18 protein-coding genes and 1 pseudogene are annotated in these 24,138 nt (G+C 41.1%); 11 read left to right on the top strand and 8 right to left on the bottom strand.

All coding sequences use genetic code 11. The annotated features are described in order from the left end of the window. Positions 1-46 precede the first annotated feature (46 nt). Complete coding sequence (locus V7K31_RS16850) at positions 47-2,017, top strand: hypothetical protein (RefSeq protein WP_335095498.1); 1,971 nt, start codon at positions 47-49, stop codon at positions 2,015-2,017. Positions 2,018-2,151: 134 nt separating this feature from the next. Here the strand turns inward: V7K31_RS16850 and V7K31_RS16845 are convergent, their stop codons facing one another. From V7K31_RS16845 to V7K31_RS16830, 4 genes are all read right to left on the bottom strand, one after another. Next, a complete protein-coding gene (locus tag V7K31_RS16845) occupies positions 2,152-2,739 on the bottom strand; it encodes a PEP-CTERM sorting domain-containing protein (protein WP_335095497.1) in 588 nt (195 codons plus the stop codon). Between the two features lie 112 nt (positions 2,740-2,851). Beyond that, complete coding sequence (locus tag V7K31_RS16840) at positions 2,852-3,166, bottom strand: HNH endonuclease (protein ID WP_335095496.1); 315 nt, start codon at positions 3,164-3,166, stop codon at positions 2,852-2,854. A 143-nt stretch (positions 3,167-3,309) separates the two neighbouring features. Then, positions 3,310-3,738, bottom strand: coding sequence for a (2Fe-2S) ferredoxin domain-containing protein (locus V7K31_RS16835; RefSeq protein WP_335095495.1), 429 nt, complete (start codon positions 3,736-3,738; stop codon positions 3,310-3,312). Between the two features lie 143 nt (positions 3,739-3,881). Further along, positions 3,882-5,531, bottom strand: a complete 1,650-nt coding sequence (locus V7K31_RS16830; RefSeq protein ID WP_335095494.1) for a mechanosensitive ion channel family protein — start codon at positions 5,529-5,531, stop codon at positions 3,882-3,884. Between the two features lie 390 nt (positions 5,532-5,921). On the opposite strand from V7K31_RS16830, the gene ahcY reads away from it, so the two are divergent. After that, the gene (gene ahcY, locus V7K31_RS16825) at positions 5,922-7,199 is read left to right on the top strand and encodes an adenosylhomocysteinase (protein WP_335095493.1); all 1,278 of its coding nucleotides are present in this window, start codon (positions 5,922-5,924) and stop codon (positions 7,197-7,199) included. A 145-nt stretch (positions 7,200-7,344) separates the two neighbouring features. Further along, positions 7,345-7,599, top strand: a pseudogene (locus V7K31_RS16820) (GxxExxY protein); the annotation flags it as partial. Positions 7,600-7,820: 221 nt separating this feature from the next. Here V7K31_RS16820 and V7K31_RS16815 read toward each other — a convergent pair. Continuing rightward, positions 7,821-8,243: an HNH endonuclease gene (locus tag V7K31_RS16815; protein WP_335095492.1), complete on the bottom strand. Its 423-nt coding sequence runs from the start codon at positions 8,241-8,243 to the stop codon at positions 7,821-7,823. A 13-nt stretch (positions 8,244-8,256) separates the two neighbouring features. Beyond that, entirely contained in the window at positions 8,257-8,565 is a 309-nt protein-coding gene (locus V7K31_RS16810) for a hypothetical protein (protein WP_335095491.1), read from the bottom strand. Positions 8,566-8,663: 98 nt separating this feature from the next. Between V7K31_RS16810 and V7K31_RS16805 the strand changes: the two genes are divergently transcribed. The 4 genes from V7K31_RS16805 to V7K31_RS16790 all read left to right on the top strand — a co-directional run bounded on the left by V7K31_RS16805 (position 8,664) and on the right by V7K31_RS16790 (position 13,631). Then, positions 8,664-8,903 carry a type II toxin-antitoxin system Phd/YefM family antitoxin gene (locus tag V7K31_RS16805; protein ID WP_335095490.1) on the top strand — a complete coding sequence of 80 codons (240 nt, stop codon included), beginning with the start codon at positions 8,664-8,666 and terminating at the stop codon, positions 8,901-8,903. Between the two features lie 289 nt (positions 8,904-9,192). Next, entirely contained in the window at positions 9,193-10,713 is a 1,521-nt protein-coding gene (locus V7K31_RS16800; protein ID WP_335095488.1) for a YcjF family protein, read from the top strand. A gap of 92 nt (positions 10,714-10,805) precedes the next feature. Continuing rightward, positions 10,806-11,429, top strand: coding sequence for a Uma2 family endonuclease (locus V7K31_RS16795; RefSeq protein ID WP_335095486.1), 624 nt, complete (start codon positions 10,806-10,808; stop codon positions 11,427-11,429). 402 nt (positions 11,430-11,831) lie between these two features. Then, positions 11,832-13,631, top strand: coding sequence for a serine/threonine-protein kinase (locus V7K31_RS16790; protein WP_335095484.1), 1,800 nt, complete (start codon positions 11,832-11,834; stop codon positions 13,629-13,631). A gap of 368 nt (positions 13,632-13,999) precedes the next feature. On the opposite strand, the gene V7K31_RS16785 is transcribed toward V7K31_RS16790, so the two are convergent. Beyond that, positions 14,000-16,132 (bottom strand): tetratricopeptide repeat protein, encoded by a 2,133-nt coding sequence (locus V7K31_RS16785; protein ID WP_335095482.1) that lies wholly within the window; start codon positions 16,130-16,132, stop codon positions 14,000-14,002. 156 nt (positions 16,133-16,288) lie between these two features. On the opposite strand from V7K31_RS16785, the gene V7K31_RS16780 reads away from it, so the two are divergent. Together V7K31_RS16780 and V7K31_RS16775 are read left to right on the top strand one after the other, a co-directional pair. Further along, positions 16,289-16,990: a rhomboid family intramembrane serine protease gene (locus tag V7K31_RS16780; protein ID WP_335095481.1), complete on the top strand. Its 702-nt coding sequence runs from the start codon at positions 16,289-16,291 to the stop codon at positions 16,988-16,990. Positions 16,991-17,148: 158 nt separating this feature from the next. Next, positions 17,149-19,803: a hybrid sensor histidine kinase/response regulator gene (locus V7K31_RS16775; protein ID WP_335095479.1), complete on the top strand. Its 2,655-nt coding sequence runs from the start codon at positions 17,149-17,151 to the stop codon at positions 19,801-19,803. 83 nt (positions 19,804-19,886) lie between these two features. Here the strand turns inward: V7K31_RS16775 and V7K31_RS16770 are convergent, their stop codons facing one another. Beyond that, positions 19,887-20,051 carry a hypothetical protein gene (locus V7K31_RS16770; RefSeq protein ID WP_335095478.1) on the bottom strand — a complete coding sequence of 55 codons (165 nt, stop codon included), beginning with the start codon at positions 20,049-20,051 and terminating at the stop codon, positions 19,887-19,889. Positions 20,052-20,289: 238 nt separating this feature from the next. Between V7K31_RS16770 and V7K31_RS16765 the strand changes: the two genes are divergently transcribed. Beyond that, entirely contained in the window at positions 20,290-22,722 is a 2,433-nt protein-coding gene (locus V7K31_RS16765) for a hybrid sensor histidine kinase/response regulator (protein WP_335095476.1), read from the top strand. After that, on the top strand, positions 22,719-24,014 hold the full coding sequence (locus tag V7K31_RS16760) for a sensor histidine kinase (protein ID WP_335095474.1): 1,296 nt from the start codon (positions 22,719-22,721) through the stop codon (positions 24,012-24,014). The genes V7K31_RS16765 and V7K31_RS16760 overlap by 4 nt, the downstream gene beginning before the upstream one ends. Positions 24,015-24,138: the final 124 nt, after the last annotated feature.

The following is a 24,138-nucleotide window of genomic DNA, read 5'->3' as shown; positions in this document are numbered from 1 at the left end:
CGTTTTTATCATTAGTGTTTTTGGCATCTTGTTATCAAATTGGTTGATGACAAGCCAGAAAGCTTTCGCAAAAATTGACTTTTTGCAACCTGCTCCTACTCAACCGTTAGGCTATTACGACTATTTCGGCAAACTGCTGAGTCCACAAGAAGCATCACAACTAGTTGTAAATAAGGGACTCAATCCTAATGACCCTATTTCCTATCAACGGGTAGGGGCAGTTAAAATTACTAAAGAATTAATCGCCCAAGGTGAAGATATATTCCTCAACCGCAAGATTGGCGATACATTTGGTTTGCAAGGAGTATTCGGTTTTGGACTTGGCATTGCTAAAATTTTCCCAGAATTACAGACAGCAATAGTTAAGTTGCAAGGTCAGCCGACAACGAACTTACAAATTATTCTTGAGAAGGATATAGCGTTAGGTAGTCGAACTTTTCCCAAAGGAACTGTCGTCAATACAGGCTTAAAAATGGAAAAGGGAGGGACTCTTCCGATTGGGCTGGGAATCACATCTAAGATTGATATTAGCTGTGCTGTGTGCCATGTATCTCTTTCAAATAAGGGTGAACGTCTTTTAGGAGTACCTAATGGCGAAATTGCCACGCCCCTGCTGGTTGCTTTAGCACCAAATTCTTCTGCGGGGTTTTCGCGGTTAAAATTTAATCCCCTAAGCCCACAATACCGAGGCAATGGGAAAATTATTCTAGACAGTAAAGGTAATAAAGTAGAATTACCTGATCCTGAAAAGTTTGAAAAAGCTTTCGACGATGCAGTATTGGATGTGCCTTTTGGTAATTTTGAGAGTTCTTCAGATAGTATCAACGATACTACTCAAATTCCCAGTATGTTCACATTTAAGAATCATCCTTATTTCCTTGATGGACAGTTTGCTGTGGGGCCGTTTGCAGGACTCAGCGCTGTCAGCAACGGTGTTCATTCTTCAGAAGTAAATCTGTTTGCAGCCGCTCAACTCAGTGCAGAAACCCTTGGTATTGATCCAGAAGTTTATATTGGTACATTACTGCAAAATGCTGCCGTTAAGAGCCTACGTTTACCAGAAGGACCTCCGGTAAAACCCTCTCAGTGGTTGCGGGGAGCGATCGCACCGAATCCTATACAAGCAGAATTAGAAGACCAAATTCCTGCCCCAGGCACAGGAACTTACCCAAATCTACGACCCAGTTTGTTTACTTACAACGGTTTGGTTTTCAGCCCAAATACTGGAAAGCCCGGAGATATTGCTAGCGGCACTTTCTTATTTGCTGAAAACGCCATGTCTGCTTTCCAAAATAGCTTAGTACCACCTGCAAACCAGACTTCGGAAAACTGGCAAGCTTTGAATAGCTATTCTGTCAAGCGTGGCGCAAAAATATTTGAGAAAGCCAATTGTGCAACTTGCCATATTCCACCATTCTTCACTGACAACAAAATTCATCCAATTGATGAAATTCATACTAATCCCGCCCGCGCCCAGTCTCGCTTGGGGCTGAATAAATTGTTAGTACCACCCAAGCTGTACACTTTTAACACTCCAGTTCCCATACCTGCTAACGCTGAAGTACTCGATCTACCAACGCAGGGTGTTTCCGATACTCCCACAACTCTACCCAAAGGTATATTGCCCAAAGGCGGTTATAAAACTACTTCCTTGCGTGGTCTTTATTTAAGCGCACCATATTTACACGATGGTGGTGCAGCAGTACGAGCAGGAAGTCTGAAATTTGATTCAAATGGTGGTTTCACGGTTCTTAACAAGAGTGGCTTAGGTCTTTCTGGCACTCTCAGCGAAAGTATACCCGCCGATGCAGCTAGCAGCTTGCGTGCCTTGGTTGATCGTGATCTTCGTACCTTAGTTGTGAAAGCCAACAAAGCTAACCCTAGTTTAGTGCGTAGTAACCTTGATGGCACAGGTCATGATTTCTACGTAGATAGACAGGCTGGGTTTAATTCCAACCAGCAAGCAGACCTGATTAATTTCTTGCTGGCACTTGATGACAATCCTGGAAGTTTCTAATAAAAGCTACGGTTGATATCTTATGTTAATACCAAGTCGTCTAGTGATAGATCATGAAGGCGACTTGGTATTACTGTAAGAGTAAGATGGCAAGCGGATTCTAACGCAATCTAGATCGGAGATGCACTATGAACTTACAGATAAATGCCTTTATGAGGCTTCTTGTGAAAAGCTACTGCTTGCTTTCGCTTTGTCCACCAGCCAAAACCAAGAGCAAGCAATGAGCCACTTACTGTGTAGGGTTCGGGAACAGGACGTGGTATAACACTAAAGCTGCCATAATCTACATTGCTTGAAAGTTCTGAATAACCTTCATTCAAACTACTGTAGAAGAGGTTAACGTTCCCATTTCCGTCTTCTCCGCTTCCAGAAACCAGGTAAGAAAAACCGTTCTGGGTTAACAGGGGCGTACTTGCATTTAAGAAATTATCATTGATTCCGTATGTACCTGGTGAGAGCAACCCGGTGATTGTCTCGGTAATTCCTTGAGCTTTCCTTGTGCCACTGATTCCTGTGATTGTGTAATTGTTGTTTATGGGATCTAGATCGGTAGTAGTGAGGATGCCGCTAGCGGAAATCGCTGTATTATTTGCCTCATAACTGGGAAAAGAGTACTGAAAATCAAATAACTGTACTGCTTGTGCCGCAGAAGATGCACCGACAGCAGTGATACCTATAACAGCACTAGCGGTAGCAATACCAAGCTTTTTGACTAATTTCATCAGATAATTCTCCTAAAAAACAAGAAATTGACGTTCTGGTAGGGTCGAGAAAGGTTATTACTAACCTCTCCCTCCCATCCGAAACCGTGCTTGCGATTTTCACCGCACACGGCTACTCCGGTGTCCCCTTGTCATGTGGAGACTTCCTTTTCTTCCGACTTGATTTTGGTTTATTCCCTTGACGCAAACGTTCAAGTTCATATTCTTGAATTTTTATCAAGTCAGTTTTGGATTTAACATCGTGGCAGTGCCGATGCAATAGTTGTAGGTTTTTGTAATCATCCTTGCCTCCTGTGGCTCTGGGGATAATATAGTCTATTTCCATTACATCTTCATTTCTAAAAAGTAACCCGCAATGTGGGCATTTTCCCTTTTGTTGCTTTAACAACTTAGCCGTGCGACTTGGCATTTCAGGGTTTGCCCCCATTCTTGTACTCCAGTAAACTAGGTCGCCATCGTAGGGGCTTTTATCGTCTTGGCTCTTGCGTACTTAACGTGCTAAATTAATAGGATAATGCAAGAATTTAGGGAATAAAATATCCTAATCTTAGTGTTAGCAAACTTTTGAAGTTAGCCTTGATTCTGTTTGATATATGAGTAGAGAAGTTCGCGATCGCTCTGGGGATTTACAATTAAGCATGGACTATTACCGCCACTTCTATTACTTACAAGAACCACAGTAACGCCCATCCGTGGACAAACCCCTAAACAACTGGTGCTAACAACTCGAAATTCACCCCATAATCCCTCAAATTTCAGACGAGATTTCAACCAATTCTCTAAGTCTTCGGAAGCCGTTGAGCCTGATCGCTCGTTTGCACATTGTGAACACACAAGCAGCAAACCAGACTCCCATCGGGGAGAAACACTGGGAATAGATGTGTCTAATGGGCGAGAACTCAGGGGTGAACATTGGGGCGATGTCTGCTGAGAATTGGCTGAAAAGCTCTTGAGGATACGTCGGAGCAATGTCTTAATCCACCGGATCAGTTTCTTCATGGACGACCCTAGCTATTTCTCTGACAGAATAATATAAGTTTCTCCTTTAGTCTGTTCTATTTGGTCATCTAGTTCCAACAAAAATTAGATTGAGGAAGCAAAACCAAGTATAGCGAAGAGGACATGAACCTGAGAGAGCATTTCTAATTAGCTTTGCCATTACCCTGAAAATTTAAGGAGTGATCATCATTGACCCAAATTGCTTGTTGAGGCACAGAAATAGAAATTCCGGCTTGATCTAATGCAATTTTCAGGCGGCGGCGAAACTCCCGTGCGACATCCCATTGTTTGAGAGGCTGTGTTTTAATCCAGACCCGAATAATCAAACCGCGATCGCCAAATTGATCTATTCCCAAAACTTGCGGTGGTTCCAAAATTTGAGACTGCCATTGCATTTCTTGATTCATCTGGAAACCAATACTTTCAATCAACTTCAAAGCCTTTTCTGTATCGGCTTGGTAGGCGATGGGAATCGTTAAATCGGCTCGTGACCAACGACTAGAAAGATTGGCAACAACTTTAATTTCACTATTGGGAATCGTGATCAAGCGCCCTTCCGAATCCCGAAGTTGGGTCATCCGCAGATTTAGATTTTCTACTAAGCCTCCCACGTTTCCCACACTAATCACATCGCCTAAAGCATACTGGTCTTCTAGAATGATCAAAAAACCGTTAATCGCATCTTTAATTAAGTTTTGCGAGGCCAGAGACACCGCAACACCAACTAAACTGGCACCCGCTAGCAAGGGAACAATATCTATCCCCAATGACACCAGCGCTAGCAAGAAACCTACTCCTATGCAGATAATAGTAGCGATGCTTTTAGTCACGCCAGAAAATGTGGAAACTCGGAGTTGCAGCCTTTCAGAACTTTCTGGAGTCAATAAAGCACCACTGCTGATCAGAGTGGTAGTGAAGCGGTCAATTAGGGCGTAGGTAAAACGAATCGCCACATAGGTTCCCAGCAACACGACACCTAATCGCAAAGGAAATTGGGCGGCTGTGAGAATTCCTACCTGAAATGGTCGTGTATAGGGAAATAGACCTAAAATAAAGAAGCTTCCACCTCCCCAAATTCCGGCTTGAGTTAGCTGAAACAATCGTCTTTTGACTTCTTGGAGATGCTGCGTTTGCCGTTGATTCAGTTGTGTTGTAATTGGTTGAGCTGCTGCTACTGCTGATGAGATTGGGGAGTTTAGGGGACTTATGGGGGGTTGAGAGGCAACTAAATCCTTTTTGTCACGCCGCTCCCAGCTATATACCCCGCAACTCATGACAATCATTGCTAGGCCGATACCCGCAGCAATTTTACCTTGGTCGATTAGAAATTGAGTTTGTCTTTCTTGCTTTGCTTGTTGCAAGTCTTCTTGTAACTTTTGGGTGATTTGATTTGCCGATGTTGACATATCTACCTGTCGCAGTCCAGCATCTTCAGAAGTGATGGTCATCAGATATTGGCCGTTGACATAAATTACTGGTAGTTCGTTTACTTTCCGAACTTCTACCTTGACTGCTGTTTTTCCTGGTGCCTGAAAGTAATTTTGACCAATTTTGTGCAACTTATTTTGAATGTCTTCTGAACGCTCAGGAAAGTTGGTTTTTGATGCCGTTATCTGAAATAACGGACGACCATCTAAATAAATCCAGCCTGAAACAACTCGATTATTTGAATCATTACTCACACTGGTAGGAGCTTGCAGCTGCGGTAAAAAAGGAATCTGGGCTGTGGCTTTGGGCACAGATACAACGGCTATGGCCATTGAACTAGCGATCGCCAAAAATTGAAAGCGCACTCAAACACCTCCTTGAGTAAAATTTACTATTGACTACTTGTATAACTATCCTCCGCAATTGATTTTGGTAAATGTACCTATCTAAAGTTGAAGTTTTTCCTTTAGATGATAAAATTTTGATGTTTTTTTGGCTATCCTCTATCTTTAGACAGATGACAATGTACTTAGATCAAAAATTAAGGCTGATAAAAGTCTTACTCTTAGCAAAGATAAAACAAAAAGAAAGAACCTGGAGATGAAGTTGACATTATGCTGATCAAACGTCAAGCTAGTTTTGAGGACTATTGACTAGTAGTTTGCTAATTACCAGCAAAAATTGCCAGTAGTAGAATAACCTAGTAGAGTGCGTAAATTTTACGTAACTTTTTTAATTTTTTGAGGAAACTTTTGATGACCGCAACTTCTCCCCGATTAAAGCACGAGGTTAAAGACCTCGGCCTAGCTGCCTTGGGAAGACAGCGTATTGAATGGGCTGGACGCGAAATGCCAGTTTTGCGGCAAATCCGCGATCGCTTTGCTATCGAAAAACCCTTCGCTGGTTTACGCCTTGTCGCTTGCGCCCACATTACAACAGAAACAGCACATTTGGCGATCGCTCTGAAAGCCGGTGGTGCAGATGCGCTTTTAATTGCTAGCAATCCCTTGTCAACTCAAGATGACGTAGCTGCTAGCCTCGTCGTCGATCATGAAATTCCCGTCTTTGCTCAAAAAGGCGAAGATAACGCAACTTACAGCCGCCACGTCCAAATCGCCCTAGATCACCGCCCCAACATCATCATTGATGACGGTAGCGATGTGGTTGCGACATTAATCCAAGAGCGCCAACACCAAATTGCCGATTTGATTGGCACCACAGAAGAAACCACAACCGGAATTGTGCGCCTCCGCGCCATGTTCAGAGATGGCGTTCTCACCTTCCCCGCAGTGAACGTCAACGATGCTGATACCAAGCACTTCTTTGATAACCGCTATGGTACTGGACAATCGACCCTAGATGGCATTATCCGCGCCACAAATATTCTGCTGGCTGGTAAAAACATAGTTGTAGTTGGTTACGGCTGGTGTGGTAAAGGTACAGCCCTCCGCGCCCGTGGTATGGGTGGTAATGTGATTGTTACCGAAATTGACCCGATCAAGGCAATTGAAGCCGTGATGGATGGTTTCCGCGTCTTACCAATGGCAGAAGCTGCTAAAGTTGGCGACTTGTTTGTTACAGTTACTGGTAACAAGCACGTAATTCGCGCTGAACATTTCGATGTCATGAAAGACGGTGCGATCGTTTGTAATTCCGGTCACTTTGATATTGAACTTGACTTGAAATACTTGGCTTCTCAAGCTAAAGAAATCAAGGAAGTGCGTCCTTTCACCGAAGAGTACAAACTGCAAAGTGGTAAATCAGTTATCGTTCTCGGACAAGGACGTTTGATTAACCTAGCTGCGGCTGAAGGACACCCCAGTGCAGTAATGGATATGAGCTTTGCCAACCAAGCTTTAGCTGTTGAATACCTCGTGAAGAATAAAGGTAAGTTAGAACCTGGTTTGCACTCAATTCCCATTGATGTGGATCAAGAAATTGCTCGTTTGAAATTGGAAGCTATTGGAATTAAGATTGATAGCCTAACACCAGATCAAATTGAGTACATCAATTCTTGGACTACTGGAACTTGATGATTGATTAATTGATTTTTTAGGGGATAGGCTTTTAGGCTTATCCCTTTTTTTATTCGTTTTGTGTTATGGATTTATTTAACGAACCACGAAGGCGCGAAGAGCGCATTCGCGCAGCGTCTCGAAGAGAAGGAAGAAAAGAAATTCACAAAAATCTTTAATAGTAGATTTAATTGTATCCAACAAAAAAGAGCAAGTAATCATTGAGTTAAAAGGAAGCAAACAAGGATATCGTAGTGGTCTTTTACAACTAGAACACTATATGCGTGAAAGCAACATTCCGTGGGGGATTCTCTATATCAACCTTTATAAAAGTGGTGAGTTAGATATAACCCAGCATTTTTTACCAGAAATTAATGGTCGAATTCTAGCTTTAACACCTAGTGAATGGATAAGATAACATCATGCTGTATAAAATAGCTTCTTCAAGTGTTCGCTGAATTTATCAAAAATCAATACTGATACTAACACTCAGGGAATACAATTCGCGTCTACACAGACAAAAGTTGGATGGTGCACGGGTTCAAAAATCTTGTTTTTAGTCCACGCAAGTTGACTTCGTTTGTATAGCCGCGATTTTTCATCGCCAGGACTTTCCAAAAACCAAAAAAATCCTCATCATTAATCATTAGGAGGATGCCAATTTAAACTAATCCAAATTGCTCTAGCTTGTACAATATCTTCATTATTTAATCTTAAAGCTAAAACCGTTGCCCTTCCACTAGCAGTTATCCCAATAATATGAGTACCACCATTTGCCCACTGAAAATGATCTAACCATCTTCGTTGACGAGGATTATACAAAAATACAGACTCATTAGTTACAGGATCATTAGCAGTTATTTTTGCTCCTTTAAATTCATTACAGCGATAACAAGAAGCACATAAATTCTCTCGTTCATCACTTCCCCCTAATGAAGTGGGCAAAATGTGATCTATTACTAATGGCATACCTATTAAACGGCTAGATGTGCAGCAATATTCACATCTATATCCAGCTTCATTAATGACTTGTTGACGAATAGATTTAGGGATAGATGACACTACTATTACTTTACTAATTGCTCAAAATCTGGAAGGAATAGCCTTTCCACTGTAAAAGTGCATAAGCATAGGCTTTTTTCAACATTAAATAGTCAGCACTCACTCGGAGCGATCGCAACAATAATCTATCTGATTCACTTAATTGATGATTTTGATTTTTTTCTAAAAGTTCTAAATGTAGTTCTTGTTGATTTTCTGGAACTTGACTTTGACCAATAGTTAATAAATCCTCAATAGTTAATTTTTGCATAGCGATTAACTCTCCTTGTAATTCCAGGGGTGCATAATCAACAGCAGGAGGAGCATTTGTTTGGTTAGTCATAATTTTTGAAAGAATTACTTAATTTTTAGTATAGCTTATTATTTATTGTTGATAAATCTTAACTTGATCTACTAGAAATATTTATACATACAAATGTGATGTTAACCGTAACAATTGATGAAATCCAGCAAAAGCTAACTAGCTATCTTCACCAAGTAGCAGCAGGAGAAAGTATTATTATCATGCAAGCAGGTAAACCTATTGCAGAAATTAAACCAGTTTCACCCACTTCTCAACAAATCAGACCTTATGGCTTATGTGCTGGGGAGTTCATTGTTCCAGATAATTTTGATAGTCCCTTACCTGAAGAGATTTTGAATAGTTTTGAGGGTAAATGAAACTACTATTAGATACCCATATTTTCTGATGGTTTATTAGTGGTGATCAAAAATTACCAATTCATTACTCACTCTCAGCGATCGCAACAATAATCTATCTGATTCACTTACTTGATTTTTATCTAAAAGGCGATCGCTCCAACTCAGTTTTATAATTATGATGGACTCAAAGGCTTAAGTTTCAACCTCAGAAGTTCAAAAGCTCCTTCCTAGCACTCTGGTAAAAAATACTGAAACTATTAAGATTAGAAGCATCTACCTACTGAATACCCACTAATCTTTCCCAACCATGCCTCTGTCACGCATAGTAACGCTGATTGTTGGTCTGATCGTCATTTTGGGGCTAGCCCTATGGTTAATTGATTCCCTATCGCGCCTCTATTGGCAATTGTCCTATTCGCCGTTGCTAGGCAATTTGCTGCTGTTGCTGCTGATTGTCCTCATCGGAGCGTTGGTTGCCGCTTTCGTTTATTATGTATTGGTGATTCAATCTGGGGAAAAGCGAGCGCGCCGCAATCCGAAGCGAGTCACTGCGGCACAAATTCCTGCTGCTAAATCTGACGCTGCTTCTACAACTCTGTTGGCTGTGCGCCAACAGGTAGGGCAAATTCAAGATGAAGTAGCACGTCAGGCTTTATTAAGTAAATCGCGGGAGATTGAAGCGAACCTAGCGCGGCGTGAGATTCAAGTAGTGGTATTTGGTACCGGGAGTGCTGGCAAAACTTCCCTAGTTAATGCGATTATGGGACGCATGGTTGGTCAAGTGGATGCACCGATGGGTACAACCCAAGTAGGAGAAACTTATTGTCTGCGATTGAAGGGATTAGAACGCAAGATTTTAATTACAGATACGCCAGGGATTTTAGAAGCAGGGGTGGCGGGAACGGAACGGGAACAAATGGCGCGAGAACTGGCAACAGAAGCAGATTTACTGTTGTTTGTGGTGGATAATGACTTACGACGCTCAGAATATGAGCCACTGCGGGGGTTAGCAGAAATTGGTAAGCGATCGCTTTTGGTGCTTAACAAAACTGATTTATATACAGATGAAGATAAAGAAGCCATCCTCGCTAGATTGCGTCAACGGGTACGGGGATTTATTGCTACTAATGATGTGGTGGCGATCGCTGCTAATCCCCAATCTGCACAACTCGAAACTGGCGAAACTTTCCAGCCGGAACCGGATATTATCCCTTTGCTGCGGCGCACCGCTACTGTTTTACGGGCTGAGGGCGAAGATTTGGTGGCGGATAACATTCTTTTGCAATCTCTGCGATTGGGAGACGAGGCGCGAAAACTCATCGATGGCCAGCGTCGCCGTCAAGCTGACAAAATCGTAGAACGGTTTCAGTGGATTGGTGCTGGTGTAGTATCAGTCACACCTATACCAGTTGTAGATTTATTGGCGACAGCTGCTGTTAATGCTCAAATGGTTGTGGAAATTGGTAGAGTGTACGGCTGTGAATTGAATATGGAACGGGGACGAGAATTAGCCCTTTCTTTAGCGAAAACCATCGCTAGTTTGGGCATTGTTAAGGGAGCAATTGAATTATTATCTACAGCTTTGCAACTCAATGTTGCCACCTTTATTATTGGTAGAGCAATTCAAGGCGTAACGGCAGCTTATTTAACACGAATTGCTGGTAAAAGTTTTATTGAATATTTTCGTCATGACCAAGATTGGGGTGATGGTGGGATGACGGAAGTTGTGCAGCGACAGTTTCAAATTAATCGCAGAGATGAATTTATCAAGGCTTTTATTCAAGAAGCGATCGCGCGGGTAGTGAAGCCGTTGACAGATAAATCTTAGGTGGTTGAACACGATGAAGAAGTCAATAGTTAAGATGTTTATGAAGAGGTAATAAGTTTAAAATAAGATAACTAACAATTCAGAGTTTTTATATGGCTCAAGCCCTACCAAAACTAGTAAATTTTGATGAATTTATCGAATGGTATCCAGAGAATTCTGAGGTACGTTACGAACTACATGATGGGATAATTGTTGAAATGCCAAAACCTACAGGTGAACATTCTGATATAGCTGGTTTCCTCATAGATGAATTGAATGCAGCTATTAAACAGTTAGGTAAACGTGGCTTTTGGAACATCCCTAAAGAATGTGTTGTGAAACCTAATAGTGATAAATCTGGCTATGAACCAGACATCATTGTTTTAAATCGTGAAAATCTTGTTCAAGAAACTCGCTGGAAAACTGAGTCAGTCATAGAATACAGTAGCACTGTTAAATTAATTGTTGAAGTTGCCAGTCAGAATTGGCGGGATGACTACTACAAAAAATACAGTGACTATGAGGAAATGGGCATAGCCGAATATTGGATTGTTGATCATATGGCACGAGCAAGTAAAAAACTTCTTGGCAATCCCAAACTACCAACTATTTCAGTTTATCAACTAATTGAAGGAGAATATCAGCTCACTCAATTTAGGGGGAATGACCGCATTATATCACCAACATTTCCTGATTTGAATTTGACTGCTGAGGAGGTTTTTCAAGCTGCTTTGTAATCAAAAAGCTGGCATACTTGCCAAGAAAGCATTTGACAAGGCTTTTATTCAAGAAGCGATCGCGCGGGTAGTAAAGCCGTTGACAGATAAATCTGAAGTGGTTGAGGAAGATACGGAAGCTCGTTGATACAAAACCTCTTGCAAAAGTCTCTAACACTCCACCCCCTCACCGCAAGCGGGGAGGGGAGCGTTTGCTTTACTCAAATGCGGGGTGGGGTTCTTAATTGTTGATTTATGCAAGAAGTCTTTAATAAAAAATTATATTTTTTTACGCAAAAATACTTAAAAAATTAAACTTGCATTCAAGGTATCAAAATTCTTCTTCAATTATTTTTAAATCTTTCCGGAAACTGGAGGAAATGCCAGTAAATCTAGATAAAAGACTTACTGAGTAACCAGCTCATGACCTACCACATAATCGGTAAATTACTACAAGGGCGTTACCAAATTGTCCAAACCCTTAGTGCAGGGGTGTTTGGACAAACATACATTGCCGTGGACTTAGATTATCCACAGAATCCGCAATGCGTTGTTAAGCAGATTAAAGTTAGTAGTTCCGAACCGGGCTACTTGGAGATGCTGAGGTTATTGTTTCAAACTGAAACCGAAACCCTCAAGCTTCTGGGAAGCCATCAGCAAATTCCTGAATTCATCGCCTGCTTTGAAGAAAACGAGCAATTTTATTTAGTGCAAGAGTGTATTGAAGGACATGCGCTGACTGCGGAATTGCCAATCAATCAACAGTGGGGGTGTCTGTGGACTGAAAGCGAAGTTGTAGAATTCCTGATCGATGTCTTAGGTATTCTAGAATTTCTTCACTCTCAAGGCGTTATCCATTGCGATATCAAACCGGAAAACTTGATTAGACGTAATAGCGATGCCTCCGGCAAGGGCAAAGCCCTACACAAGTTAGTTTTGATTGACTTTGGTTCAATCCAGTCTATCAATTTTGGCATAGGTGCAGAATTGCCCATTTATAGAATTCCCGTCACTTCATTGGGATATATACCGCCAGAGCAATTTATTGGACAAACACAGCCCAACAGTGATATTTATGCTTTGGGTATGATTGCCATTCAGGCTTTAACAGGGTTAGAACCATTACAATTAAAAGCTGATCCTTATGCTAATGATAATGAAATTTTTTGGCGTTCTCAAAACACGCCAGTTAACGATTATCTCGCTGCTGTTCTCAGCCAAATGATCCGCTACGATTACCAAAACCGCTTTCAGTCTGCGGGTGAAGTACTGCGGGTACTCAAACAAATAATATGGGAAACTCAGCCACCACAAATATTAGAAGCAGATTCTCAATTTTCCCTAGAGGCGGCGATTGAAAATGACAATTCTCAGAATCATACATCTGGGAAATTATCGCCATTATTAACAGGAATGAAAGTAGGACTGGCGGCTAATTCTTTGTTGATGGGATTTGGTGTATATTCTTTAGTTAATAGTTCACCTGCATACTCAGAAACAGATACTTTATATAAAGCAACACAAGAATATCAATCAGGAGATTTGCAAGAGGCGATCGCACTCGCTAAATCAATTCCCTCCCACAGCAATGTTTATCCAGAAGCGCAAGCTACAATCGAAGAATGGCAACAGCAATGGCAAGTAGCTGCACAGCAATATCAAATAGCTGAAACAGCTTTTCATGAGAGCAGATGGTCAGATGTTGTTCATGCTGCTTCTAAAGTTCCAAATATTTTATATTGGCAATCTAAAACACGTAAACTAGTTCAGCAAGCATCGGTCAAGATTGAAGAACAGACGCAAGATTTATTAGCAAAAGCTTACGAAAAAGCCAGGGAAAAAGATTTTTCTACTGCATTACAATATCTGCGTCTAATTCCTCAAGAAAGTCATGCAGGTACTTTAGTTCAAGAAAAGTTGGCTGAGTACAGTCGAAAGCGGCAGATCAGAGCAGCCTACTTTTTACAAAAAGCCTATAAACAAGCATCTATTGGTGATTATGATCGGGCTGTCAAATTTCTCCGAAATATTCCCAACGATACTTTAGTTTATGCTCAAGCTCAAGTCAAATTGAATGAGTATACTCAAAAACAACGCGTGCGGACTGACAATCAAAAGGTAGCTTCTGCAAAAAGAACAAATTCATTCGTCCCTAAAAACTCAGTTACTAGGGTTGAATATCTTCAGGCAGCAAATTACCTGCAAGAAGTTAATATTCGCTAGTTACAGCAATTTTTAAATGCGTAGAATACAGTCATTGTCGGGGCACAATATATTGTGCCCCGACGCGTGTTCTCAATTAACTAGACAAGGGGATTAAGCCCCTTGTTAAAGCTATGACTTTTCACGGGATCTAGAAAACCGCTCTCCTTACAGCAGAGAAGCTTTAAATTCTCCCCCTTCCCTAGTACTACGGTGTACAGACAACTCCCTCTCCTTACTAAGGAGAGGGACAGATTTTACGTAGTAAAACCAGGGTGAGGTATCTCAGGGGCTATGAGACTTAACCGTAAATTACGTCACCAAAGACTTGTGTGTACACCGTAGCTTCTCTAGTAGAAAGTTAGGTTTTTGATTACTGAATCGATGTTCTAGGGTGTCGTCTGCGGTGGATTAGTAGGATTAGGGACTCGGATGATTGGCACGATGATTACAGGCTTTGATTTTTCACCTTGCAGTTGAATTTGAGCTTGATTGCGGCCGTCAATTGCTTGTTGGTAATTAGGCTTGTATTTTATTGCTTGATCGTAAGAAGCGATCGCATCTTGATAGCGTTTCAAATTTAATAGCGCATTACCTCTGCTATACCAGCTTTCGGAATGGTCTGGTTTATAACGAACTGCCTTATTATAATAAGCGATCGCATCTTCGTATTTCTGCAATATATATTCTGAATTCCCCATATTATACCATACTTGATAGTCATTTGGCTTAATTCTTGCGGCTTTATTATAAGATTTTATTGCTTCTTCATAGCGTTTGGTTTGATGCAACGACCAGCCCAAATTATACCATGCTTGATAGTTGCCAGGATTGTATTTAATTACTTGATTAAAAGATTCAATTGCTTCGGGATAACGTTGTAAATTTAGCAGTACATTACCTCTCGACAACCAAGCTTGATAATAATTTGGCTGGTATTCCACTGCTTTATCATAAGCCGTAAACGCATCTTTGTAGCGTTGCAAATTCACTAAAGTATTACCAAAATTATACCAAGCTTGCTCGTAGTCTGGTTTTAAATCAACAACTTTTTGGTAGGCTGCGATCGCTTCTTCATATCGCTTAGAATTCTGCAAAGCTAATCCTTTTTTGTACCAAGCTTCGTAATTATCTGGTTTGAGTTCAATCGCTTTTTCATAAGATTTAATTGCTTGGTCATATTGATTTAAATTACTGAAAGCTTCACCTTTAGCGTTCCAGACTTCTGAGTTGTCATTATTTAATTGTAAGGCTTTGTCAAAAGAGGCGATCGCTTCTTGATATCGCTGTAAATTTCCTAATACAAAGCCTCGTCCAATCCAAGCTTCTAAATAATCTGGCTGAATTTGAATTGCTCTATCATATGCTGCTAGTGCATCTTTATATTTTTTTAATTTATCCAGCGTTTTGCCTTGACCATTCCATCCTTGAGAATAATCTGGTCTAATATTAACTGCTTCTTCATATACTGCTAGCGCATCTTGATAGCGTTGTAAATCAAAAAGCGTATTTCCTTGTTTAGATAATTCTATGGCATTATTGGAATTAATGTGATTCAAAATAAATAGTGATGCTACTCCACTGACCCCAATTAAAAATATTGCTAATAAAATTTTACCCAAAATACCTTTTTTAGGTTGAGGTTTGTTGATATTCTTTGGTAGAGAAATTGGAGTTAACGCTATTGTTGCAACAGGTGGTAGTGTTAACTCTTTCAGCGCTTGTAATGCCACCGTTGCCGAAGGATAGCGTTGTCGAAAGTCGTAGCACACCATTTTATCTAAGAATTGAGCGAATTCTGGCGTTACCGTAGCTTGATTGTGCCAGATAATTTCATTAGTATCGGCATCTTTTACTATTTCCTCTGGTGATAATCCAGTCAGAGCTTGAATAGCAATTATTCCCACAGCATAGATATCACTACTTAATTTTGGCGTACCATGAGCTTGTTCTCCAGGAATATATCCAGGCGTACCTATAGCTACTGTTGCTATAGTTTGACCTTGGGGAGTAATCACTTGAGTAGTAATTTGTTTAACTGCACCAAAATCAATTAAGATTAATTTGCCATCTGGTTGACGTCTGAGGATATTTCGGGGATTGACATCACGGTGAATTACATTCTGTTGATGGACAAATTCTAAGATTGTCAAAAGTTCTTGTAAAAGTGAAATTACTTGGTCTTGACTTAGGGTTTTACCTGGTGTTAATTCTTGACTCAGGTCGTGACCTTCAATCAATTCCTGTACGAGATAAAATTCGGCATTCTCCTCAAAATAAGCTAAAAGTTGGGGAATGCGATCGTGAGTTCCTAATTTATATAGAACTTGTGCTTCTGTATCAAATAAACGCCTAGCTGTCTCCAAAGTTACAGGATCACTTGCCTGGGGTTTGAGTTTCTTAACGACACATGGAGGTGAACCGGGTAATTGAGTATCACTTGCCACAAAAGTTTCACCAAAACCCCCACCTCCCAAGTTACTAATAATTTGGTATCTTCCTACAAGTGTGTTTCCTAGCATCTTGTTTGCCTAGTTAAGTGCGATGCGATCTGATTTCAATCTTGCCACACATTAATGAGAAATGAGGGAGTGGGGAGTGGGGAGTAGGGAGTGGGGAGTGGGAGGAGAATAACTAATAACTAATGACCAATGACCAATGACTAATGACCAATTTATATGATTCCTATTAGTGATAATATTCGTTGTCGGAATAAGCCAATTATTAATTACTGGCTGATTGGCATTAATGTTGCTGTATTTTTATGGGAACTTAAACTAGAATTTAGTGATGAATTGGGCTATTTTGTCAATAGTTGGGGTGTGATTCCAGCCCAGATTAGTGGGGCAATTACAAATGCTCTCTTCTTCAACAACTCTGCGGCTTGGATAATTGTAATTTGGCGAACATTTTCACTAGTTTTTGCGATATTTATACACGGGAGTTTTAGTCAAATATTAGGAAATATACTATTTTTGTGGGTTTTTGGGAAGACTGTAGAAAATATTCTCGGACATAGACGCTATCTCAGATTTTATCTGGCTGCTGGCGCGATCGCTTCTTTAGTCCAAATTCTGGTTGAGCCGAGTTTGACAGTCCCATTGATTGGGGGCAATGGCGCGATCGCAGCTATTTTAGGAGCATACGTTATGAAGTTTCCTAAAGCTAAAATTGACACTATCTTGCCACTAGTCATTGTGTATATTCCTATCGAAATTCCAGCTTTTTTCTATATATTTTGGTGGTTTGTACAACAGTTATTTTATGGTATTGGTAGTTTAAATATTCCCCCCGTTGGCGTAAATCAATCGGGTGTTGTCTTTTGGGGGCAGGTTGTAGGATTATTTATTGGTGCAGCTTTCATGCGATTTAAGAGATAAAGTAAAATTCAAGAGTCAGAATATAATCAGCTTTGAATTTTGAATTGTTTATGTACCTTTTGATGGATTGCATTTGTTAGCTAAAAAAACCATACTTCTAAGAATAGGGAATACCTACTCTTCAAATCGGTATTATTGAGTTGTAACCGGTGTACAAGATGCCAAATGTTGATAGAATTAACTATAAAATCACTGATGAGTTAGCAGTTATGCGGCAGCGTGTAGCTGAGTTAGAGCAATCAGAGATATCTTATCAACAAAGGCAAGCAGCCCTTGAGGAGCAATTAACAGAACTCAAACAAAAGCTGCTAGTAGAAGGAGAAAATACTCATACTCAAGTTGTCGAGTATGATATTGAATTTCATCACGAACACGGGAGATCCACAGCTTTAAATCTGCCAAGAGATGCGGCAGTGACTTTAGAGCAACTCCAACAAGAAATTGCACGGCGACAGCAGGTAGAAGTCTCTCTGAGGGAGAATGAAGAAAGGCTGAGGCTAGCTCTAGAGGTTTCCCAGATGGGCTTGTGGGATTGGAATATTATTACCAATCAAGTCATCTGGTCTGAAAATCATCAAGTCCTTTTTGGTGTGCTTCCAGGTAGTTTTGATAGCCCTTATGAGACATTTCAGAAGTGCGTTTATCCTCAAGACAAGCAATCTGTAATGCAAGCGATCGCTCAGGCTTTAGCACAAAAAACTGACTACAATGATGAATTTCGGATAGTTCGAGCAGACCAAAGTGTACATTGGATTTCTGCTAAGGGAAAATTTATCTATGACGACCAAGGACAAGCGGTGCGAATGATTGGCGTTTGTATGGAAACTACTGTGTGCAAGCAGGCAGTAGAAAGTACTCGCGAACTAACGACCCAAGTCCAAGAACAGGCAAATGTTTTAAATGCTATCCTCACTGCATCAGTTGATCACATTTATATCTTTAATCGCACAGGTTGCTATCAGTATGTTAGTCGTGATGGAGCTACTTTACTAGGCTTAAAGCCCCAGGATCTTGTCGGCAAGACTTTGCAAGAAGTGGATTTACCCGCAGACCTTGTAGAACAGTTAGATAATCAACGACAAGCTGTGATGAAAACTGGGCAGCCAATCAAGGATGAGTGTAAATATATTACCGCCGATGGGTTGCATTATTATGAATACATCCTCACACCATTACGGAATTCTAACCAAACTATTGAAGGCGTAATTACTGTTTCTCGTGATATTACCGAACACAAACGGGCAGAAAAGATATTACGTGCAAGTGAAGCGCGATTTCGGCGTTTGTTTGAATCTAACCTAATCGGGGTGGCTTTTTGGAATGTGGATGGCTTTATTATTGATGCCAATGATGCCTTTCTTCAACTAGCTGGCTACAGTCGTGATGAATTTGCGCTTTTAGATAGATTTAATTGGCGAGAGCTTACTCCTGTCCAATATAAGCATTTAGACGATCGCGCCATTTTGGAGGTGCAAACCACTGGAGTTTCTAGAATTTATGAGAAAGAGTACATCCACCGGAACGGCAAGCGAGTACCAATTGTTTTGGGGATGGCCTTGCTGAATGACTCCCAGGATAATGGTGTTGCTTTTGTACTAGATATTACCGATCGCAAATTGGCTGAAAAAGAATGCAATCGCCTCCTCCAATGCGAAAGGACAGCACGCCAACAAGCAGAAATCGCCAATAAAATCAAAGATGAATTTCTGGCGGTTCTCTCCCATGAACTGCGAACCCCACTCAACCCCATTCTGGGATGGTCGAAAATGCTGCGGACTCGCAAGTTTGATGAAAAAACTACTAACCACGCTTTGGAAACCATTGAACGCAACGCCAAGTTACAAACCCAGCTAATTGAAGATTTGTTGGATGTGTCTCGCATTCTCCAAGGAAAATTAAACTTGAATATCTGTCCAGTGAACTTGGTAATGGTAGTTGAAGCAGCACTAGAGACAGTAAAACTAGCAGCACAAGCCAAGTCAATTCAAATTCAGACCATATTTGATCCCACTTTGGGACAAGTGATGGGCGATCCAAGTCGGCTTCAACAAGTTGTGTGGAATCTACTTGCCAATGCAGTAAAATTTACACCAACAGGAGGACGGGTAGAAATTCGACTCATGGAAGCTGGTAAACAGGCTCAAATTCAGGTTAGCGATACAGGTAAGGGAATTCCGTCAGACTTTTTGCCTTATGTGTTCGATTACTTTCGGCAAGCTGATGGTACAACTACGCGGACATTTGGTGGATTAGGTTTAGGATTAGCGATCGTGCGTAAGGTTGTAGATATGCATGGGGGAAATGTTCAAGCCGAAAGTCCTGGAGAAGAATTGGGTGCAACCTTCACTATTGAGCTACCGCTTTTGGCCAAAAGTGAACAGGTTCAGCGTGAAGAGAATGAGTCTTCACCTTCTGAGCCTGAATCCTCGCTCTTTTCAGACACTCAAGTTTTGGTGGTGGATGATGAACCCGATATCCGCGACTTAATTACCTTTATTTTGCAAGACTACGGTGTAAAAGTAACCGCCGTAGCATCAGCACAGGAAGCATTACAAGCGCTGTCTGAGTCGATACCAGATGTTTTAATTAGCGATATTGGAATGCCAAAGACAGACGGTTATATGCTGATGCGTGAAGTCCGATCGCGATCGCCTCAACAAGGAGGATTGATACCTGCGATCGCTCTGACGGCTTATGCAGGGGAAATGAATCAGCAGCAAGCATTAGCAGCAGGATTTCAAATGCATATTTCCAAACCAGTAGATCCAGATGTATTGGTAAAGGCGATCGTTGATTTGATTAAACCAAACTGATATGTAGCGATACACTTTGACCTCACTTCCATTAAAGGAGAGAGGCTTTGAATCTTACTCCCCTACTAAGAATTTATATTTCTTCATATACATTTAAAACCTCGTTTCCAGCCTCTGGCTGGAAATGCACCTCCTGGCGGCTCTGCCACCAGCAAGGGAGGCGGAGCCTCTAGAACGGCATTCCCAGTCTCCGACTGGGAACGAGACAATGGCTCCCCTACTAAGAATTTATATTTCTTCATATACATTGAATTTTTCTCGCCGACTTACTTAAACGTCCGTCGGCTGTCCATAACTTTAGTTTTGTCGTTAGCCCAAAATTTGTACTATCGGTATATTACAAAACGAAGTACGAAATGTGGGATAAATATATTGATTATTTTGCTATGGGTAACAATCAAGGCTGCGATTATCAATAATTTTTTGGGCAATCTAAATATAGTCCCTTTTTCTACTTAGCGAACCAATTGTTTAAGGAAGGAATATTTGATCAGAGCCAACTCCAGCCCATCTGATGCCAAAATGCATTCCTCGCACAGTTTGCTGATCCGATTTCTTGTCGGCGGCACTACTCTTATTGTGAGTATTTCTGCTTATTTTAGCTATGAAGCTGCTCGGAAAATAACCCTAGAAGAGTTGAGAGGAAGAGCTTTTTTAGAAGTACAAAGAGGGGTTGATGAAATTGAGGAGTGGTTGCATGTTCGCAAAGTGGAGGTGCAAACCCTTGCTCAGACTTCAACTATACGCTCCTTAGACTGGTCTGTAGCAGAACCCTATTTAAAGTCAGAAGTTGGCCGGATCAATGAATTTTTCGTTTTCCAAATAGCTACCCCGGATGGTTCCTATTTTAATACTATGGTTGGTCGGTCAAATAAGAATATTAAGGATCGAGACTACTTTCAAAAAGCACTAGCCGGAAAAAGCAACATTTCCGATCCTTTCATCAGCCGTTCCACAGGTATTCCTTTAATTGCGATCGCCACCCCAATTTGGTCAAATTCTTCTCAGAGTCGTTCACCAATTGGTGTCTTCAACGGCAACGTTAAAGTCGATCACATTGTTGAAGTTGTCAACTCGCTGCGCTACGGCAAAAACAGCTATGCATTTGCTTTGAATTCTCAAGGAAAAGCGATCGTGCATCCTAACTCAAGTTTCATGTCAACGCTAGAAAAACCTGCACCCAGCCTGCTGAAAATTCCAGATCGCAATTTAAATGCGATCGCACAGCAGATGGTAAATAAACAACAGGGAATTCAGTTGATGGAAATTGACGGCACCAAAAAGTATGTTGCCTATGTGCCGTTGCGAGAAGCTAATTGGTCTGTAGCTTTGGTGATTCCCCGCCAAAATATTGAATCTCGACTGCAATTCCTCGATTTTATCGCCCTAATTCTGGGCGGACTAACAGTGATGATGATCACTGTCTTGTGGAGGGTGCAAGCGTTTGAACAGGTTCAACTTAAAAAGTCCAAAGCGGCGGCTGATACCGCAAACCATGCTAAAAGCGAATTTTTAGCCAACATGAGCCATGAACTGCGAACGCCCTTGAATGGTATTTTAGGTTGCGCTCAAATTTTGCTGCGTTCCCAAGATTTGCCTAAGCAACAGCAATATCATGTAAACCTCATTGAACAGTGTGGCTCTCATCTGCTGACTTTAATCAATGACATTTTGGATCTTTCTAAAATTGAAGCGCGAAAATTGGAACTGCATCCTCATGATGTGCATTTCCCGTCTTTTTTACAGGGAATCGCGGAAATTTGCCAGATTCGGGCAGAACAAAAGGGCATTTTGTTTGTCTATGAACCCGCGATCGACTTGCCGACTGGGGTTCATGTCGATGTCAAAAGGTTACGTCAAGTTCTCTTGAATCTGGTGGGGAACGCGATCAAATTTACGGATGAGGGTAAAGTTACTTTCAAGGTTGAGGTAATCGAGCAACTTCCTGGTGATGGGAAGACGGTGAAATATCGCATTCGCTTGAGTGTAGAAGATACCGGAATTGGGATAAATCCAAGCGAGTTGGGCAAGATTTTTTTGCCATTTGAACAAGTAGGTGAGAAAAAGCGTCAGACCGAAGGGACGGGGTTGGGTTTAGCTATTACTCAGCAGTTGGTACAGATGATGGATAGCGATATCCATCTTAAGAGTCAGATCGGTCAGGGTAGTACTTTCTGGTTTGAGATTGCGATCGCCGAAGCCAGCCAATGGGTGCAGTCTGCGATGGCTGCATCAAAGAGACAAATCATTGGCTTTGAAGGTAGCCCGCGCACTATCCTGATGGTAGACGATCGCTGGGAGAATCGCACAGTAATTACAAACTTACTGCAACCACTGGGTTTTAATGTGGTTGAAGCTATCAACGGTAAAGAAGGATTAGAAAAAGCGATCGCTCTTAAACCAGACCTGATGATTACAGATTTGTTCATGCCAGAAATGGATGGGTTTGAATTGATTCAACACCTGCGTTATACCCCAGATATCGCAGATGTCAAGATTATCGTCTCTTCCGCTAGTGTCTTTGAAACTGACCAACATCGCAGTCTGGAAGCAGGAGGTGACACCTTTTTAAACAAACCTGTACAAGTAGATGAATTACTGCATCAATTAAAGTTCAACTTAGGTTTGGCATGGATTTACCAGCAGTCTCAGTCTGAGGAACAAAGAATCAACTCTTCGACGACAACAAGTGATAGCCCATCAGATAAATTGATTTCTCCTTCCCCCGATGTATTGCGAGAACTGCTGACCTTAGCCAGTAAAGGTAACTTCAATGCCATCCTCAAATTGGCCGATAAACTAGAGGAAACAGACATAAACCTCACTCCCTTTGCTAACCAATTGCGGCAACTAGCGAGGCAGTTTGACGAAGATTTAATCCTCCAATTCTTGACTCAATATGAGGTAAAAACACCATGAGCGCGACAATACGCAACCAAAATAATTCCCGGAATTGCGATCCGGCTAGAGAAATTATTTTAGTCGTTGACGATCACCTTGCCAACTTAGAAGTTTTATCGAGCTTTTTGGATCAGTCTAACTTTGAAGTTTGGGCGACTCGTAGTGGTGAAAAAGCCATTCAAAAATTAGACACAGATCATTTACCTGATTTAATTTTGCTTGATGTGATGATGCCGGGTATGGATGGGTTTGAAACTTGTAAACACCTAAAAAGCGATCCTCGTATCCAAGATATTCCAATCATTTTTATGACTGCTCTTTCAGATACTGCTGATAAAGTTAAAGGATTGCAATTGGGAGCCGTAGATTACATTACCAAACCTTTTCAGTATGAAGAGGTCTTCGTGCGAATAGAGCAACAACTGAAGCTGAGAAATTTGACGAAAAGTTTGATTGCCAAAAACGCCGAATTACAACAGGCTCAAACCCAACTAATCCAAGCAGAAAAGGTAGCAGCGTTAGGCCATCTGACCGCAGGAATTGCCCATGAGGTGAATAATCCGATAAATTTTATAGCTGGTAATTTAAATTTTGTAGAAGAGTATGTTCAGGAGATTGTTGATTTACTCAAGCTATATCAAAAGTATCTGCCCGACCCACCTGTTGAAATTCAAAATGCTATTAAAACAAAAGATATCAGCTTTTTATTAAATGATCTATCTAAAATTATTCAATCCATGCAAGTTGGTACAGATCGCGTTATAGAAATTGTGTCATCGTTGAATAACTTCTCTCGTCACAGAGAAGAAGGCAATAAACTGGCTAACCTGCATGAAGGTCTAGAAAGCACGCTACTCATTCTCGGTCATCGACTCAAAGCAAATGCTCATCGTCCGACAATCCAACTAATCAAAGAATATGGAGAATTGCCACCTATTGAGTGCTATCCAAGCGAAATAAATCAGGTATTTATGAATATAATTTGCAATGCGATCGATGCAATTGAAGAAAACCAAAAAAATCAAGACTTTGAGGAAATTTCCCAATATCCTGGTGTGATTCGGATTCAAACTGAGTCAATTGGAGAACGAGTTATTCTCCGAATTGCCGACAATGGCTCAGGAATCAGCGAAGCAGACCGGACAAAAATATTCGATGCTTTCTACACCACAAAAACCATCGGTAAAGGAACAGGACTAGGTTTATCAATTGCTTACCAAATTGTAGTTAACAATCATCGCGGCAAGTTAAGTTTCCATTCAACAGAAAGGGACGGCACCGAGTTTGTGATTGAATTACCTATCCGATAAATTGGAAATTTCATTTGATTTAGAATCAACTTTGACTTGTCCTAACACTATCAGTGTTTCGTGGTAAAATACAGGATGAAAAACTCCAGCCTAGCAACATCAGTTTAGAATCCTTCGGTTTCCA

This window comes from Nostoc sp., from assembly GCF_036917675.1.
In the GTDB taxonomy this organism is placed as follows: Bacteria; Cyanobacteriota; Cyanobacteriia; order Cyanobacteriales; family Nostocaceae; genus Nostoc.
Note: the sequence above shows the minus strand (reverse complement) of the source record. Positions and strands in the feature narration are given on the sequence as shown.

Bases quoted from the DNA above. Each gene is read 5' to 3' on its own strand.
- V7K31_RS16850 (WP_335095498.1), top strand. From the start codon at position 47: ATGACAAGCCAGAAAGCTTTCGCAAAAATTGACTTTTTGCAACCTGCT.
- V7K31_RS16845 (WP_335095497.1), bottom strand. From the start codon at position 2,739: ATGAAATTAGTCAAAAAGCTTGGTATTGCTACCGCTAGTGCTGTTATA.
- V7K31_RS16840 (WP_335095496.1), bottom strand. From the start codon at position 3,166: ATGGGGGCAAACCCTGAAATGCCAAGTCGCACGGCTAAGTTGTTAAAG.
- V7K31_RS16835 (WP_335095495.1), bottom strand. From the start codon at position 3,738: ATGAAGAAACTGATCCGGTGGATTAAGACATTGCTCCGACGTATCCTC.
- ahcY (WP_335095493.1), top strand. From the start codon at position 5,922: ATGACCGCAACTTCTCCCCGATTAAAGCACGAGGTTAAAGACCTCGGC.
- V7K31_RS16810 (WP_335095491.1), bottom strand. From the start codon at position 8,565: ATGACTAACCAAACAAATGCTCCTCCTGCTGTTGATTATGCACCCCTG.
- V7K31_RS16805 (WP_335095490.1), top strand. From the start codon at position 8,664: ATGTTAACCGTAACAATTGATGAAATCCAGCAAAAGCTAACTAGCTAT.
- V7K31_RS16800 (WP_335095488.1), top strand. From the start codon at position 9,193: ATGCCTCTGTCACGCATAGTAACGCTGATTGTTGGTCTGATCGTCATT.
- V7K31_RS16795 (WP_335095486.1), top strand. From the start codon at position 10,806: ATGGCTCAAGCCCTACCAAAACTAGTAAATTTTGATGAATTTATCGAA.
- V7K31_RS16790 (WP_335095484.1), top strand. From the start codon at position 11,832: ATGACCTACCACATAATCGGTAAATTACTACAAGGGCGTTACCAAATT.
- V7K31_RS16785 (WP_335095482.1), bottom strand. From the start codon at position 16,132: ATGCTAGGAAACACACTTGTAGGAAGATACCAAATTATTAGTAACTTG.
- V7K31_RS16780 (WP_335095481.1), top strand. From the start codon at position 16,289: ATGATTCCTATTAGTGATAATATTCGTTGTCGGAATAAGCCAATTATT.
- V7K31_RS16775 (WP_335095479.1), top strand. From the start codon at position 17,149: ATGCCAAATGTTGATAGAATTAACTATAAAATCACTGATGAGTTAGCA.
- V7K31_RS16770 (WP_335095478.1), bottom strand. From the start codon at position 20,051: ATGTATATGAAGAAATATAAATTCTTAGTAGGGGAGCCATTGTCTCGT.
- V7K31_RS16760 (WP_335095474.1), top strand. From the start codon at position 22,719: ATGAGCGCGACAATACGCAACCAAAATAATTCCCGGAATTGCGATCCG.